At 60.1% G+C, this 15,412-nt stretch carries 15 protein-coding genes; 3 read left to right on the top strand and 12 right to left on the bottom strand.

Annotation, left to right across the window (positions count from 1 at the left end):
- Positions 1 to 5: 5 nt before the first annotated feature.
- From ccoO (LCH64_RS11240) to ccoN (LCH64_RS11215), 6 genes are all read right to left on the bottom strand, one after another.
- Positions 6 to 614 (bottom strand): cytochrome-c oxidase, cbb3-type subunit II, encoded by a 609-nt coding sequence (gene ccoO / locus LCH64_RS11240; protein ID WP_003223378.1) that lies wholly within the window; start codon positions 612 to 614, stop codon positions 6 to 8.
- Positions 614 to 2,056, bottom strand: a complete 1,443-nt coding sequence (gene ccoN / locus LCH64_RS11235) for a cytochrome-c oxidase, cbb3-type subunit I (RefSeq protein ID WP_003223381.1) — start codon at positions 2,054 to 2,056, stop codon at positions 614 to 616. Before ccoN (LCH64_RS11235) ends, ccoO (LCH64_RS11240) begins: the two co-directional genes overlap by 1 nt.
- Positions 2,057 to 2,540: 484 nt before the next feature.
- On the bottom strand, positions 2,541 to 3,491 hold the full coding sequence (gene ccoP / locus LCH64_RS11230; RefSeq protein ID WP_226500298.1) for a cytochrome-c oxidase, cbb3-type subunit III: 951 nt from the start codon (positions 3,489 to 3,491) through the stop codon (positions 2,541 to 2,543).
- Complete coding sequence (locus tag LCH64_RS11225; RefSeq protein WP_226500297.1) at positions 3,488 to 3,685, bottom strand: cbb3-type cytochrome c oxidase subunit 3; 198 nt, start codon at positions 3,683 to 3,685, stop codon at positions 3,488 to 3,490. Before LCH64_RS11225 ends, ccoP begins: the two co-directional genes overlap by 4 nt.
- A gap of 5 nt (positions 3,686 to 3,690) precedes the next feature.
- The gene (gene ccoO / locus LCH64_RS11220) at positions 3,691 to 4,299 is read right to left on the bottom strand and encodes a cytochrome-c oxidase, cbb3-type subunit II (protein WP_003223389.1); all 609 of its coding nucleotides are present in this window, start codon (positions 4,297 to 4,299) and stop codon (positions 3,691 to 3,693) included.
- Positions 4,300 to 4,309: 10 nt separating this feature from the next.
- Entirely contained in the window at positions 4,310 to 5,734 is a 1,425-nt protein-coding gene (gene ccoN / locus LCH64_RS11215; protein ID WP_103368400.1) for a cytochrome-c oxidase, cbb3-type subunit I, read from the bottom strand.
- 93 nt (positions 5,735 to 5,827) lie between these two features.
- Between ccoN (LCH64_RS11215) and LCH64_RS11210 the strand changes: the two genes are divergently transcribed.
- Both LCH64_RS11210 and LCH64_RS11205 read left to right on the top strand, forming a co-directional pair.
- Complete coding sequence (locus tag LCH64_RS11210; RefSeq protein WP_226500296.1) at positions 5,828 to 6,505, top strand: alpha/beta family hydrolase; 678 nt, start codon at positions 5,828 to 5,830, stop codon at positions 6,503 to 6,505.
- A 1,065-nt stretch (positions 6,506 to 7,570) separates the two neighbouring features.
- Positions 7,571 to 7,930, top strand: coding sequence for a hypothetical protein (locus LCH64_RS11205; protein ID WP_226500295.1), 360 nt, complete (start codon positions 7,571 to 7,573; stop codon positions 7,928 to 7,930).
- A 771-nt stretch (positions 7,931 to 8,701) separates the two neighbouring features.
- Here the strand turns inward: LCH64_RS11205 and LCH64_RS11200 are convergent.
- The 3 genes from LCH64_RS11200 to inhA form a co-directional block, all read right to left on the bottom strand.
- Positions 8,702 to 10,267, bottom strand: a complete 1,566-nt coding sequence (locus LCH64_RS11200; protein ID WP_003223402.1) for a PAS domain-containing methyl-accepting chemotaxis protein — start codon at positions 10,265 to 10,267, stop codon at positions 8,702 to 8,704.
- Positions 10,268 to 10,369: 102 nt separating this feature from the next.
- The gene (locus LCH64_RS11195; RefSeq protein ID WP_226500294.1) at positions 10,370 to 11,161 is read right to left on the bottom strand and encodes a CPBP family intramembrane glutamic endopeptidase; all 792 of its coding nucleotides are present in this window, start codon (positions 11,159 to 11,161) and stop codon (positions 10,370 to 10,372) included.
- A gap of 236 nt (positions 11,162 to 11,397) precedes the next feature.
- The gene (gene inhA / locus LCH64_RS11190) at positions 11,398 to 12,084 is read right to left on the bottom strand and encodes an isonitrile hydratase (protein WP_003223406.1); all 687 of its coding nucleotides are present in this window, start codon (positions 12,082 to 12,084) and stop codon (positions 11,398 to 11,400) included.
- 89 nt (positions 12,085 to 12,173) lie between these two features.
- Here inhA and LCH64_RS11185 point away from each other — a divergent pair, with 89 nt between their 5' ends.
- Entirely contained in the window at positions 12,174 to 13,157 is a 984-nt protein-coding gene (locus LCH64_RS11185) for a GlxA family transcriptional regulator (RefSeq protein WP_226500293.1), read from the top strand.
- Here LCH64_RS11185 and LCH64_RS11180 read toward each other — a convergent pair.
- The 3 genes from LCH64_RS11180 to LCH64_RS11170 form a co-directional block, all read right to left on the bottom strand.
- Positions 13,126 to 14,043 carry an alpha/beta hydrolase gene (locus tag LCH64_RS11180; RefSeq protein WP_226500292.1) on the bottom strand — a complete coding sequence of 306 codons (918 nt, stop codon included), beginning with the start codon at positions 14,041 to 14,043 and terminating at the stop codon, positions 13,126 to 13,128. The genes LCH64_RS11185 and LCH64_RS11180 overlap by 32 nt on opposite strands.
- 154 nt (positions 14,044 to 14,197) lie before the next feature.
- Entirely contained in the window at positions 14,198 to 14,836 is a 639-nt protein-coding gene (locus LCH64_RS11175) for a BRCT domain-containing protein (RefSeq protein WP_226500291.1), read from the bottom strand.
- Positions 14,837 to 14,848: 12 nt separating this feature from the next.
- On the bottom strand, positions 14,849 to 15,238 hold the full coding sequence (locus LCH64_RS11170; protein ID WP_003223411.1) for a hypothetical protein: 390 nt from the start codon (positions 15,236 to 15,238) through the stop codon (positions 14,849 to 14,851).
- Positions 15,239 to 15,412: the final 174 nt, after the last annotated feature.

Below are 15,412 nucleotides of genomic sequence, written 5' to 3'. Positions count from 1 at the left end.
AAGAATCACCGTTTGCTTTTGATGATGGTGCCCAGGCCCTGAAGGTAGGCCACCAGCGCGTCCATTTCGGTTTTGCCCTTCACGGCATCTTTTGCACCGGCGATGTCTTCGTCGGTGTAAGGGACGCCGAGCGTGCGCAACACTTCCATTTTCTTGGCCGTGTCTTTGCCGTCGAGCTTGTTTTCCACGAGGAACGGGTAAGCCGGCATTTTCGACTCAGGCACCACGTTGCGCGGGTTGTACAGGTGCGCACGGTGCCAGTCATCGGAGTAACGACCGCCGACACGAGCCAAATCCGGGCCGGTACGCTTGGAACCCCACAGGAACGGGTGGTCCCAGACGCTTTCACCGGCGACCGAGTAGTGGCCGTAGCGTTCGGTTTCAGCGCGGAACGGACGGATCATCTGCGAGTGGCAGCCGACACAACCGTTGGCGATGTAGACGTCGCGGCCTTCCAGTTCCAGCGCCGAACGCGGCTTCATACCTTCGACCGGCTTGTTGGTGACGTCCTGGAAGAACAGCGGAACAATCTGGGTCAGGCCGCCAATGCTGACGGCGATGACCATGAAGAAGGCCAGCAGGCCAATATTCTTCTCGACAGCTTCATGCTTCATCAGTGAGCTCCAACGACAGCGATCTGGGCAGCGGCTTCGGCTTCAGCCGGGTTCGAGGCGCGCACGGTGCGCCAGACGTTGTAAGCCATCAACAACATGCCGCTGGCGAAGAATGCACCGCCCAGGGCACGGACGATGTAGCCCGGGTGGCTGGCCTGCAGCGCTTCGACGAACGAGTAGGTGAGGGTGCCGTCATCGTTGATTGCACGCCACATCAGACCCTGAGTGATGCCGTTGACCCACATCGAAGCGATGTACAGCACGGTACCGATGGTCGCGAGCCAGAAGTGCGCGTTGATCAGGCCGACGCTGTGCATCTGCGCACGACCGAACAGTTTCGGGATCATGTGGTAGATCGCGCCGATCGAAATCATCGCCACCCAGCCCAAAGCGCCGGCGTGGACGTGGCCGATGGTCCAGTCGGTGTAGTGCGAGAGCGAGTTGACGGTCTTGATCGCCATCATCGGACCTTCGAAGGTCGACATGCCGTAGAACGCCAGCGACACCACGAGGAAGCGCAGGATCGGGTCGGTGCGCAGCTTATGCCAGGCGCCCGAGAGGGTCATCATGCCGTTGATCATGCCGCCCCAGCTTGGCGCCAGGAGGATGATCGACATCGCCATGCCCAGCGATTGTGCCCAATCCGGCAGTGCGGTGTAGTGCAGGTGGTGCGGGCCGGCCCAGATGTACAGGGTGATCAGCGCCCAGAAGTGCACGATCGACAGGCGATAGGAGTAGATTGGACGTTCGGCCTGTTTCGGCACGAAGTAGTACATCATCCCGAGGAAGCCGGTGGTCAGGAAGAAGCCCACGGCATTGTGGCCGTACCACCACTGGATCATCGCGTCGGTCGCACCGGCATAGGCCGAGTAGGACTTGAAGAAGCTGACCGGCAGGGACGCGTGGTTGACGATGTGCAGCATCGCGGTCACGACGATGAACGCGCCGTAGAACCAGTTACCGACATAGATGTGCTTGGTCTTGCGCTTGGTGATGGTGCCGAAGAACACCAGCCCGTAGGAGACCCAGACAATGGCCAGCAGAATGGCGAGCGGCCATTCCAGCTCTGCATATTCCTTGGTGGTGGTGTAACCCAGCGGCAAGGTAATGATTGCGCCGACGATCACCGCTTGCCAGCCCCAGAAGGTGAAGGCGGCGAGGCTGTCGGAGATCAGTCGCGTCTGGCAGGTTCGCTGCACGACATAGTAGGAAGTGGCAAACAGTGCACAACCACCGAAGGCGAAAATCACCAGGTTTGTGTGCAACGGGCGCAGGCGTCCAAAGCTCGTCCACGGCAGACCGAAGTTCAACTCCGGCCAGACCAGTTGCGAGGCGATGAAGACACCGAGCCCCATGCCAAGGATCCCCCAGACCACCGTCATGATGGCGAACTGGCGGACTACCTTATAGTTATAAGCAGTCGGACTGATTGCTGTGCTCATTCTAAGGTTCCACGGTTTGGGTGTTTTATTAGGATTAAAATCGGCCGCAAGTATGCAGAGAGCAGGGGGTCATTGCAACGCGCCATGACCTGGGTCAATGCTTTCCAACGCTGATTCTGCGGCCTTTCCATACGCCGCGTAAGGACAAAATTGGCCTCGGACAAAATGTCGCAGCGGACGAAAAAAGCGAGGGGTTCAGGTCAGTTGTAACGGGGTGAGTTCGAACGCAGTGATCGGGTGACGGACGGTCATCGACGCGACAGCCGGTATCTACCGGGCTTTGCGCCCTGTCAGTCAGGCGATTTGTCGAACACATCGCTCAAGGTCGACCTGGAACCGGCACGGGCCAGTCCGCATCGAGCAAGCGTAGACCCGAATCGGAGGATTCGAAAGGAGAGGGTGTGACGGGGTGCGACAATGCGTCGCAAAGGGGCGGGATGCTGCCGCACCGAGAACGGTGCGGCAGATATGTACGCAATACTTATTACTTGTTGTCTTCAGTAATCAGTTTTTCTGTATTCAATCCATGGCTCAGGCTGTACACATAAGCGGCGAGCAGTTGCACTTTATCGTTGCCCAACAGTTCGTTCTGTGCCGGCATGTGGCCTTGGCGACCGTGGCGGATGGTCTGCTCAAGCTGCGTCAGACTCGTGCCATAAATAAATCCGGCCGGGTGCGTCAGATTCGGCGCACCCATGGCTTCAGTGCCGTGGCCGGTTGCCCCATGACAGGCTACGCAGGTGGTGCTGAACGCTTGCTGTCCGGCTTGCAGGTCAGCCTTGCTGTCGGCGGGCAGTGGCAGGCCGGCCAGTTCGTGACGCACATACGCCGCGACGTTCTTCACCCCGGCTTCACCCAGCACGTCGCCCCAGGCTGGCATTGCCGCCATCCGGCCACCCATGATGGTGGTCTTGATGGTCTCGGCATCGCCGCCCCAGCGCCAATCGCTGTCGGCCAGGTTAGGGAAGCCGAAAGCGCCCTTGGCGTCGGAACCGTGGCACACCGAGCAGTTGGAAGCGAACAGCCGGCCACCCATTTTCAGCGCCTGCGGATCCTTCGCCACTTCTTCCACCGGCATGGCGGCGAATTTGGCGAAGATCGGCCCGAATTTGGCGTCGGCCTTGCTCATTTCCTTTTCCCACTCGTGGACGCCGGTCCAGCCGTCCTCGTAGCCGGGCAGGATGCCTTTCCAGTTGCCCAGGCCCGGATACAGGATCAGATAGCCCACGGAGAACACCAGCGTGCCGGCGAACAGCATGAACCACCACTGCGGCAGCGGGTTGTCGTACTCCTCGATGCCGTCGAAGCTGTGGCCCATGGTCTGGTCGACGCTGCCCTTGGTCTCGCCCCGACGCGTGCCGATCAGCAGCCAGGTCAGGCCGATCAGGCTGCCGATGGTCAGTACGCAGATCCACGTACTCCAGAAGGTGGTCATGGCCGGGTACTCCTTGGTTCAGATACTGGTTGGGTGTCGGGTTTCGGCTCGTCGGCGAACGGCAGCAGGCGCGCTTCGGCGAACTCCGGGGTACGCTTGCGGTTGAACACCCAGATCGTCAGGCCGACGAAGGCGACGAACACCACGACGGTGCCGAGGCCGCGAATCAGCCCTGCACTCATTTCAATGATCATCGTGCTCACCTCTTGCTCTTGATCGCAGTGCCGAGCACTTGCAGGTAGGAGACGAGGGCGTCCATTTCGGTCTTGCCCTTGAGGCTGGCGACCGCGCCGCTGATGTCATCGTCGGTGTACGGCACGCCGAGGGTGCGCATGGTCTTGAGCTTGGTTTCGGTGTGGCTGCTGTCGACCGCTTGCGTCACCAGCCACGGGTAGGCCGGCATTTTCGACTCGGGCACGACGTTGCGCGGGTTGTACAAGTGCGCGCGGTGCCAGTCATCCGAGTAACGCGCGCCGACCCGGGCCAGATCCGGCCCGGTACGTTTCGAGCCCCAGAGGAACGGGTGATCCCACACGCTCTCACCGGCCACCGAGTAGTGCCCGTAGCGTTCGGTTTCGGCACGGAAAGGCCGGATCATCTGCGAGTGGCAACCGACGCAGCCTTCGCGGATATAGATGTCGCGGCCCTCCAGTTGCAGCGCGGTGTAGGGCTTCATGCCTTCCACCGGTTTGTTGGTGACGTCCTGGAAGAACAGCGGGACGATCTGGGTCAGGCCGCCGATGCTCACGGCGAACACCATCAGCAGCATCAGCAGGCCGACGTTCTTTTCAATCGTTTCGTGTTTCATGGCGGACTCCTCAGGCCATCTGCGCGGCAGCAACGACGTCAGCAGGCTGCGAGGCCCGCACGGTGCGCCAGGTGTTGTAAGCCATCAGCAACATGCCGCTGAGGAAGATCGCCCCACCCACCAGACGCACGATGAAGCCAGGGTGGCTGGCCACCAGGGTTTCGACGAAGGAGTAAGTCAGCGTGCCGTCCTCGTTGACTGCGCGCCACATCAGGCCCTGGGCGATGCCGTTGACCCACATCGAGGCGATGTACAGCACGGTGCCGATGGTCGCGAGCCAGAAGTGCGCGTTGATCAGGCCGATGCTGTGCATCTGCTCTTTGCCGAAGACTTTCGGGATCATGTGGTACAGCGCGCCGATCGAGATCATCGCCACCCAGCCGAGCGCGCCGGCGTGTACGTGGCCGATGGTCCAGTCGGTGTAGTGGGAGAGCGCATTGACCGTTTTGATCGCCATCATCGGCCCTTCGAAGGTCGACATGCCGTAGAACGCCAGCGACACCACGAGGAAGCGCAGGATCGGGTCGCTGCGCAACTTATGCCACGCGCCCGAGAGGGTCATCATGCCGTTGATCATGCCGCCCCAGCTCGGTGCCAGCAGAATCAGCGACATCACCATGCCCAGCGACTGCGCCCAGTCCGGCAGCGCGGTGTAGTGCAGGTGGTGCGGGCCGGCCCAGATGTACAGGGTGATCAGCGCCCAGAAGTGCACGATCGACAGGCGATACGAATACACCGGACGTTCGGCCTGTTTCGGCACGAAGTAGTACATCATCCCGAGGAAACCGGCGGTGAGGAAAAAGCCTACGGCGTTGTGGCCGTACCACCATTGCACCATCGCGTCGGTCGCACCGGCGTACACCGAGTAGGACTTGGTCAGGCTCACCGGCAACTCGAGGTTGTTGACGATGTGCAGGATCGCCACGGTGATGATGAACGCGCCGAAGAACCAGTTGCCGACGTAGATGTGCTTGGTCTTGCGCTGCATGATCGTGCCGAAGAACACGATGGCGTAGGCGACCCAGACGATGGTGATCAGGATGTCGATCGGCCATTCCAGCTCGGCGTATTCCTTGGAACTGGTGTAACCCAGTGGCAGGCTGATCGCTGCCAATAGAATCACAAGCTGCCAGCCCCAGAAGCAGAATGCGGCGATTTTCGGCGCGAACAATTGCGTCTGGCAGGTGCGTTGTACCGAGTAGAACGAACTGGCGAACAGCGCACAGCCACCGAAGGCGAAGATCACCGCGTTGGTGTGCAGCGGGCGCAGACGGCCGAAACTGGTCCAGGGCAAATTGAAGTTGAGTTCGGGCCAGACCAATTGGGCCGCGAGAAAAACCCCGAGCCCCATGCCGACGATGCCCCACACCACCGTCATAATGGCGAATTGGCGGACCACCTTGTAGTTGTAGGCGGTACTGATAGAAGTGTTCATGGTTCCCCATCCACGGTTCAGCCGAAGTGAGCGCGCGCAAGACGCCGCGAATCCTTCGCCTGGAGTTATAGGCAGACTAAAAGAGAGGCAAGCATGGACAAACAGCACAAGGCCAGTATTGACGGGGATCAATGGGCGCAGTGCGTGCGGGATCATGGGTGGTTGTGGGATGCCGCTGTTGGCGAGGCTTCGGCCACGTTGATCCTGGCGCATGGGGCGGGGGCGCCGATGGACAGTGAGTGGATGTCGGATATGGCTGGGCGCCTTGCTGCATTGGGCGTGAACGTGTTGCGGTTTGAGTTTCCTTACATGGCGCAGCGGCGGGTGGATGGCAGTAAACGGCCGCCTAATCCGGCGCCGAAACTGCTTGAGTGCTGGCGCGAAGTGTTCGCTGAAGTGCGACGTCATGTCGCTGGGACTTTGGCCATCGGTGGTAAGTCCATGGGCGGGCGGATGGCCAGTCTTTTGGCTGATGAGTTGGGTGTTGATGCGCTTGTCTGTCTCGGATATCCGTTTTATGCGGTGGGGAAACCTGAGAAGCCGCGGGTTGAGCATTTGGCTGGGTTGAAGACTCGGACTTTGATTGTGCAGGGGGAGCGGGATGCGCTTGGCAATCGGGACGCAGTCGAGGCTTATGATCTATCGCCGAGTATTGAGGTGTTTTGGTTGGCCTCTGGGGATCATGATTTGAAGCCGTTGAAGGTTTCCGGGTTTACGCATTCGGATCATTTGGCCAGTGCTGCGCGGAAGGTTGCTTCGTTTCTTCGATGAAATTTGGGTGTATATCCGTTGCTGCGGTCACGGCGGCTTAGGGTTCCGCCCTTACGGCGGGTCACTTTTTCCAGACGCCGAAAAAGTAACCAAAAAGGCTTGCTCCTGCGTGCGGCCCGCTCGCTGGGGCTCGGGGTCCCTTCGCTGCGGGATCGATCCGGGGGCAGCGCCTACGGTTTGCTTCGCTGCACCTCCTCTCGCTGTGTTTGGCTGCGCCAAACGGTCGCTGCGCTCCCACCCCCGGATCAATCCCTCCACTCAGCCTTCCGACGTCGCCCGTGGATCAAGATCAAGATCAAGAGCGACAGCCGAGCTTGCGCTCATCCTGGAGTGGGGCGGCTGCGCCGCGTGCGGGTTGTACTTATCTTCCCTGTAGGAGCTGCCGCAGGCTGCGATCTTTTGATCTTGATCTTGTGGGAGCTGGCCTGTCAGAGATGACGGCCTACGACCCGACCATTCTGTTACTGATGCACCCGACCGAACTGTAGGAGTGAGCCTGCTCGCGATGGCGGTCTGTTACCTGACCGATGTCCTGCAGATTGCATGCAGTCCCAGTGGGAGCTGGCTTGCCAGCGATGGTGGCATTACAACCGACCAATTCCTTACTGATGCGCCCGGTCCAAATGTGGGAGCGAGTCTGCTCGCGAAAACGGTCTGACAGACACCATAAAAAACAGGGCGTTTGCGGATTTTTCTGTCGGTAAACGCAATCCTGCAGACACGTTTAAATCACACAATCCGTTACGCCACCGGACCTACAACGCCTTGCGCCGTTACCTACGCGTACGCCAGAATCCGCCGGCTTACGCGGCTATGGGCCGGGCTATATCGTTTCCCTGTCACTGAAAATCAGTGATCGGGTTTGGTAGCCCGTCTGTAATAGCTGTATGGCAACACCTATTCAGTCTCTTTCTTGAGGCTCGGTTTTATGGTGGTCATGCGTGGGGCTCATTCGTGAGCGCCGGGTTCCTATTGCAGCCGGTCTACCAACCCGCGTATGGCCGCCACCCATCGTTTGGTAGCGTGGGTGATGGCTCCTTGGAATCTGCGATAGGAGTTACATCCATGTTCAAAGCCACGCCCACCCCACCAGAAGCTGATCCAACCCCTCACCACCCCGAGCTTGAGTCGCAAAAGACAAAAGACGCCGCCGACCGCACACTCGACTTTTACCTCGGCCCCGATATCCCGGAGTACTTCCCACCCAAGGCCCGCCCCATCTACATGGTCGATCCCACGCTCGATGACGAAACACTGCTCGTCGAAGCCAGTGAATCACTGTCATCAGCCAACGCCATGGCCGGCAATATCGCCAACTCGGTGAAAGGTCCGGAGCGCAAACCGCTGCTGGCATTGCAACAGGTGATCATGCTGAACGAGCTGTTGGTCAATCGACTGCTGGATAAGCTGAAGTTGTCTCAATAATTTTGCTGGCCGTTATGGCCTCATCGCGAGCAGGCTCACTCCTACAGAGGATCGTCGCCGGGCACATGCTCTGTGATTACCGCAGATCAACAGTGGGAGCGAGCCTGCTCGCGAAAGCGGTCTGCCAAGCGCCATCAATTTCAAATAGGCAATAAAAAACCGGAAGCTTTCGCTAGCTGGTTTTCACGATCAAAAGATCGCAGCCTGCGGCAGCTCCTACACAGTTACTTGTAGGAGCTGCCGCAGGCTGCGATCTTTTTGGATTTACTTTGTAATGGGTAGCCTGCCAGTGATCACAAATTTATCGAACACTTTCTGACCATCACGCGCGGCCTTTCGAACATCAAGGAATGTCAGTTCATCACGAACTTTCTGTTTGTGGGTTTTTTGCGTGGGGTACGTATTCATGCTGGCCGATCTGCGTGATTGAGTAGCGACCGGCAAACGATAGAACTTGGCTGCACCGAGCACCAGTCGGCGCATTCTGGCGCAGTTGTAGGCAGTGTCTGCATTGCTTGAGTGAGATCGTCGTTAGCAGAGAAGGCCTCATCGCGAGCAGGCTCGCTCCCACATTTGGAATGCATTTCCCTGTGGGAGTGAGCCTGCTCGCGATTGCGATCTGCCAAGCACCATCACTTTCAGACCAGCAACAAAAAAACCGGAAGCTTTCGCCTTCCGGGCTTTGAAGATCAAAAGATCGCAGCCTGCGGCAGCTCCTACATTGGAATGCATGTTCCTGTAGGCGCTGCCGTAGGCTGCGATCTTTTGTTTTTAGCGGTTAAACCGCTCCACCAACGAATACTGAGTATTCGCCGTCTTCGTCAGCTCTTCACTCAGCAGCGCCGAGTTATGCGCCTGTTCCGAGGTCTGGTCCGCCAGTTCCGAAATGTTGCTGATGTTGCGGCTGATTTCTTCAGCCACCGCACTTTGCTCTTCGGTCGCCGCAGCGATCTGGGTGGTCATGTCGGTGATGTTGGCCACTGCTTCGCTGATACCGACCAGTGCCTGATCCGCTTCCAGTACCCGCGCCACGCCTTCTTCGGCCTGACGATGCCCGGCTTCCATGGTTTGTACGGCGCTGGACGCAGTCTGTTGCAACTTGGCGATCAGGGCATGAATCTGCCCGGTCGATTCGCTGGTGCGTTGCGCCAGTTGGCGGACTTCGTCGGCGACTACGGCAAAACCACGGCCCATTTCGCCGGCACGTGCCGCTTCGATGGCGGCGTTGAGCGCGAGCAGGTTGGTCTGGTCGGCGATGCCTTTGATCACGTCGACCACGCCGCCGATTTCGTCGCTGTCCTTGGCCAGTTGCGTCACGGTCAGGCCGGTTTCACCGACCACTACCGACAGGCGCTGGATGGCTTCGCGGGTTTCCCCGGCGATGTCGCGGCCACGACCGGTCAGGCGATTGGCTTCCTGGGTGGCGTCGGCAGTGCGCTGCACGTGGCTCGCCACTTCTTGCGTGGTGGCAGCCATCTGGTTGACGGCGGTGGCGACCTGTTCGGTTTCCACGCGCTGACGTTCCAGACCGCTGGAGCTGTTGTGCGCGAGGGCGTCGGACTGCTTGGCCTGATCGGTCAGGTGCTCGGCGGTGTCCTGCAGACGGGTCAGGCAGGTTTTCAGGCGGGCTTCCTGGCTGAGGATCGACATTTCCAGACGCGCCTGCGCGCCACGGCTGTCGGTGTACATCTGTGCGATCAGCGGGTCGGAGGTGGTCTGTTCGGCCAGGCGCAGCAGGCGCTTGAGTCCGCGTTGTTGCCATTGCAGGCCCATCAGGCCCAGCGGTACCGACAGACCAGCGGCCAGGGCGAAGCCCCAGTGCGAGTTCAAGGTCGCGCCGATCACGAAGCTCAGTTGGCTGACCAGAATGAACGGCAGCCAGTCCTGCAGCACCGGCAGCCATTTGTCGCTGGAAGGAATTGCCGACTTGCCCTGGTTGATGCGTTGGTAGAGCGCTTCGGCACGGCGGATCTGTTCGGCGGTGGGTTTGATCCGCACCGACTCGTAACCGACCACCTGATTGCCGTCGAACACCGGTGTCACGTAGGCGTTAACCCAGTAATGATCACCGGATTTGCAGCGATTCTTGACAATGCCCATCCATGGCAAGCCTTGTTTCAGTGTGCCCCACATGTGCGAAAACACCGCCGCCGGGACGTCGGGGTGACGAACCAGGTTGTGCGGCGCACGGATCAGCTCTTCACGCGAAAACCCGCTGATTTCGACGAAAGCGTCGTTGCAGTAGGTGATCACGCCTTTGGCGTCGGTTGTGGAAATCAACCGCTGCTGAGCCGGGAAAGTCCGTTCGCGTTGTGTAATGGGCTGGTTATTACGCATGGTTTTTCAATCCGCAAGGCTTTGAAAGGTTGTCGGCGCTGTCAGGAAATTATTGAAGTTTTTTTTCAGATATAAGTACGGCGTCGCAAAACCGCTCTTGCTTCAAGCGGCCAGCATCGGATAGGTGAACAGCGCAAAATGCAGCAGGTTCAGCCCGAAATGCGTGGCGATCGCTGCCGCCAATCCACCGAAACGGTAAGCCAGACCGTAGCCGACACCCGCCAGACCCGCGAGCAACACCCAGTGCCAGCCAGCACCCGCATGTGCCAGGCCGAAGATCAGCGACGCCAGCAGCAGGGCGAGATTGTCGCCGTGGGGCAGGTGCTTGAACAGGCGGCTCAGGCCTCCCTGTATATAGCTGCGAAACAGCGCCTCCTCGACCAGGGTCACCAGCAGCAGATTGTTCAGCAGCCACAGCCACGCCTGATCGGGCCACTTCGGCGCCCAGGCAATCATGCCGAACAGAAGCGCTCCGCCCAGCGCCATTACGGCGCTCAAAGTCAGGCCCAGGACGCTGGCAAACACCGTCAGACGCAACGAGCGTGCCGCGACGATCCACGGGCAGGCCAGCAACAGCCAGAAGCCGAGCAAGGGTTTGTCCAGATTGAGGTACATCACGAAAGGCACGGCGTCGTCGGTGAAGCGCATCCGGGCGATGGCCCGACCGTTGTCGAACCCCGGCAACCAGTGCAGCGCCAGCGACAGGGCGAGGAAGATAAACAGCGCGTGTCCCAGCAACCGCGCCACCGGCACCTGCTGTTGGCGCACGGCGAAACCGGCCACCAGCAACAATCCGACCGAGATCAGCGCGAGCCAGCCGAGGTGGCCAATGCTCAGCGCCCACCCGTAACCGAGGCTGAGAAGCGCCAGATAGACCCATGGCAACGCCTTCATCGAAAGTCCTTGTGCAGAATTTTGTGGAAGGGCTTTCTACACGGGTGGGGGCGTTGGGACAAGTCAAGGTGTGGCGGGAGGTGGGGACAGGCTCCAAACCTTAGGCCATCCCCAAAACCCATTGTGGGAGCGGGCTTGCTCGCGAAAGCGGTGTATCAGACAACATCCATGTCGCCTGACACACCCTCTTCGCGAGCAAGCCCGCTCCCACAGGGAATTTGTGTCTGGCTGAGGATTCAGCGCAAATCGAGCTTCGCCGCAGCGCGCTCGGTGATTTCCGTGCGCAGTTTCAACGACGCCGCTGCACGATTACGAGCCTCTTCGACGACAGCACTCGGCGCTGTCTGCGGGCTGCCGGATTCAAACGGCGGGGCCGGCGCATATTCCAGTTGCAGCTGGATCAACTGCGCCGCCTCAGCCCCCACCAGTTCGGCGGCCAGCACCAGCGCAAAGTCGATCCCCGCGGTAATCCCGCCACCGGTAAACAGATTACCGTCGCGCACCACCCGGTCCTGCACCGCAATCGCGCCGAGTTTCGGCAGCAGTTCGTGATAGGCCCAGTGGGTGGTCGCGCGTTTGCCTTTAAGCAGGCCCGCCGCGCCCAGCACCAGCGAACCGGTGCACACCGACGTCACATACCTGGCCTGCGCCGCCTGACGCTTGATGAAGCCCAGCGTCTGCTCATCTTCCATCAGCGGCCCGACCCCGGCGCCGCCGGGAATGCAGATCACATCCAGATTCGGGCAGTCGTCGAAGGTGGTGGTCGGTTTCAGCAGCAGGCCGGTGCTGGCGGTGACCGGCACCAGATCCTTCCAGATCAGATGCACCTGCACGTCCGGCAGCGAGGCCAGCACGTCATAGGGGCCGGTCAGGTCGAGTTGCTGCACCTGTGGAAACAACAGAAAACCGATCTGCAACGTCATGGGGGATTTCTCCATTTGAGGGGTGGACGGCTTCACTGTAGGCGCGTAGGTTCTGGCGCATACGCCAATCACCCCACGAATTACGCCAAATGCCCAAAGTCATCCATGTACTCGCGTTTGCCAACATGCAGATTCTCGATGTCACCGGCCCGCTGCAAGTGTTCGCCTCGGCCAACGACATCGCCCGCCAACGCGGCTTGCCCGTGCCGTATGCGCCATCGGTGATTGCCCGCGAGGGTGGCGCGGTGATGTCCTCGGCGGGGCTGGCGGTGCTCGCCGAGCCGTTGCCGCAAGACGCCAGCGACACGCTGATTATCGCGGGTGGTTGGGGGATCTATCCGGCATCCGAAGATGAGTCGCTGGTGGATTGGGTACGCGAGCACGCAGCGAAGTGTCGACGCGTGGCCTCGGTGTGTACGGGGGCATTTCTACTGGCGGCGAGCGGCTGGCTCGACGGGCGCCGCGTGGTCACCCACTGGACCCGTTGCGAGCAACTGGCGCAGCAGCATCCGAGGCTGCAGGTCGAAGCCAATCCGATCTTCATCAACGACGGCCCGGTCTGGACTTCGGCAGGCGTCACCGCCGGCATCGATCTGGCACTGGCGATGGTCGAGGAAGATCTGGGCAGTGATATTGCTCTCGACGTCGCGCGGCATCTGGTGGTGTTCCTCAAACGCCCGGGCGGGCAGTCGCAGTTCAGTGTGACCCTGGCCCTGCAGAATCAGGGCAATCGTTTTGATGAACTGCATGCCTGGATTGCCGAAAACCTCACCTGCGACCTCGGCGTGCCGACCCTGGCCGAACAGGCCGGCATGAGCGAACGCAGTTTCGTCCGCCACTACCGCGCCGACACCGGCCAGACCCCGGCCCGGGCGATTGAATTGATTCGTGTGGAAACGGCGCGGCGGTTGCTCAGTGATACCGGGCTGCCAGTGAAGCGAATAGCGGCCAATTGCGGCTTTGGCAGTGAAGAAACGTTGCGCCGCAGTTTTCTGCGGGCGATGGGCGTGACGCCGCAGGCGTATCGGGAGCGGTTTTCGGTCAGCGCTGGAGCAGATCCAGTAGTGCCTTGAGCGTTTGCTGCGGTGCTTCTTCGGGAATGTTGTGGCCGACACCGGGCAGCACGCGCCTTTCGTACAGGCCGGTGAAATGCGCAATGTCTTCATCGACTTCCGGCGCCGGACCGACCCCGTCGTCGGCACCGCACAGGGAGATAGTGGGCACGCTGATCGGCGGTTGTTTGATCAACGCGTCTTCCATCCATTGCAGCGCCGGATCGCCTGCGGCGTACATGAAGCGATGACGGTAGGAATGAATCACCACGTCAACGAAGTCCGGGTTGTCGAAGGCCGGTGCGCTCAGCGGATAACGTTCGGCGTTGCGTGCCCAGGTCGGTGACCACAATTTCCAGAGCAGTTCACAGAACGCCTGCCGGTTTTGCGTCAGGCCTGCGACGCCGCGTGGCGTGTGGAAATAGTACTGGTACCAATAACGGTGCTCGGTCTCGGGATCCAGTGGTCGGGTCGAATTGGCGATGTCCTGCACGTTATAGCCATCCCCCGTCACCAGCCCGCGCACCCGCTCGGGAAACAACGCCGCAACGATGCACGCTGCCCGACCGCCCCAGTCGTAACCGCAAAGCGTGGCCTGTTCGATACCCAGCGCATCCATCAACTCCAGCAAATCCTGGGCGAGGGCCGCTTGCTGGCCGGAACGCAGTGTTTCGGGGTGGTTGAAGCGAGTCGGCCCGTAACCGCGCAGGTACGGGACGATCACCCGATAACCGTGGGCGCCGAGGGCGGGGGCGATTTCATCGTACGCCCGAGGCGAGTAGGGGAAACCATGCAGCAATATGACCGCGTCGCCGCTGGACGGGCCGTGCCGTTCAAAGGCTACGGTCAAGTTGGGTGTCGGTACCCGTTGAATGTCAGACACGGCAGACTCCACGGCAATGGGCATCAGGCAACACTAGACCATTATTTTGTGGCGAGGGAGCTTGCTCCCGCTGGACTGCGCAGCAGGTCCATTCGAGTATGGGGTCGCTTCGCAACCCGGCGGGAGCAAGCTCCCTCGCCACAGGGGGGAAGCGCCACTTGTTGGCCTCCGTTCCTGGTTAGCCGAACAGCACCTTTTGCCAATGATCTTCGCTGATGATCGCAATCGGCACGCCGCTCTCTCTAAGTTCTACGGCTTTCTTGATCTTGGTGCCGTAGGTGCTGTGAAGCCACTGATCATTGCCAATGCTGCCGACCACCAGATAATGAATTTTTTTGCTGACAGAACCACCGATAAGGCCGCCGCGTTCGAGGATCTGCGACTCACACTCCTTACGCGGCCCATAGGCCATGACGCCTGTAAACAGGAAGACCCGATCAACCAGGCATAACTCCGGGGCAGGGTTGTCGAGGGGAAGGCTGGCAGGAGCGGCAAACGTTGGTGTTTGTGTTGGTGCAACTGGCAGCCCAGTGAACTGATGCAGCATTTCCAACAGCTCCGCTGACTCGTCGGCGTCTAGAACTCCATCACTGAGCATGTCGGCAAGACGTCTGTAAAGGATGTTCACAACCGGATCATCCAAGTGCACCAAATGGGTTTCAATCCAGGTTCTGAGAAACTCGGCTTCTTGCTGGTTGATGGTGCCGTCAGCGGCAAGACCGGCTGCGATGCCGATGAGAGCATCGACCGAGCGCCGCTCGATTCTTGCCTGATGAAAGAAAGCGCTGCTCTGAAATTCCTGATGCAAATCGACCATCGTTGCTTCTCCTTAAGCCTCGGCTTCCGCCACCTGATTGAAATACTTCGTCCGATCCGGGGTAAACGTTACCCGCATCTTCGTCCGCGAGCAGGTCAGCGAACGTTCCTCACCCAGATCAATATCCAGATCCTCGCCCCGCAAGCCCTGCCACTGGGCGAGGTATTTCAGTGAGCCGTATTTCTCGTTTTTCTTCAGGCTGCGGCTCACGCCGCCTTTCCAGCCGAGTACCGGCAGTTCGCCGGCGAGGCATTGTTGCGCAAGGTCGGGGAAGCGCGTGGCGCGCTGGCGGCCGATTTCCCAGCATTTGATCAGGCCTTTGTCGGCGGCTTCCCAGAGTTGGGTGCGGGTCAAGCCGGTGCGCAGGGGCGTGGCGATGGGGCGATGGACATGCAGGGTCATTCTGGTTCCTTGAATTCGGGTTTTATTGGACAGCTCCGCTGTGCCCGTTGCGGTTGATGGTAGGGGGGGATGTAACAGCTGGCAACAGGGTATTTCAGGGTGTAAGTGCAGGTTACGGGGGAGGGATTGGGCGGAGATTGTTTAGACGAAGTAGGAGCTGAATGACCTGGCGTG

The organism is Pseudomonas sp. MWU16-30322 (assembly GCF_020515535.1).
GTDB classification, from domain to species: domain Bacteria; phylum Pseudomonadota; class Gammaproteobacteria; order Pseudomonadales; family Pseudomonadaceae; genus Aquipseudomonas; species Aquipseudomonas fluorescens_H.
Note: the sequence above shows the minus strand (reverse complement) of the source record. Positions and strands in the feature narration are given on the sequence as shown.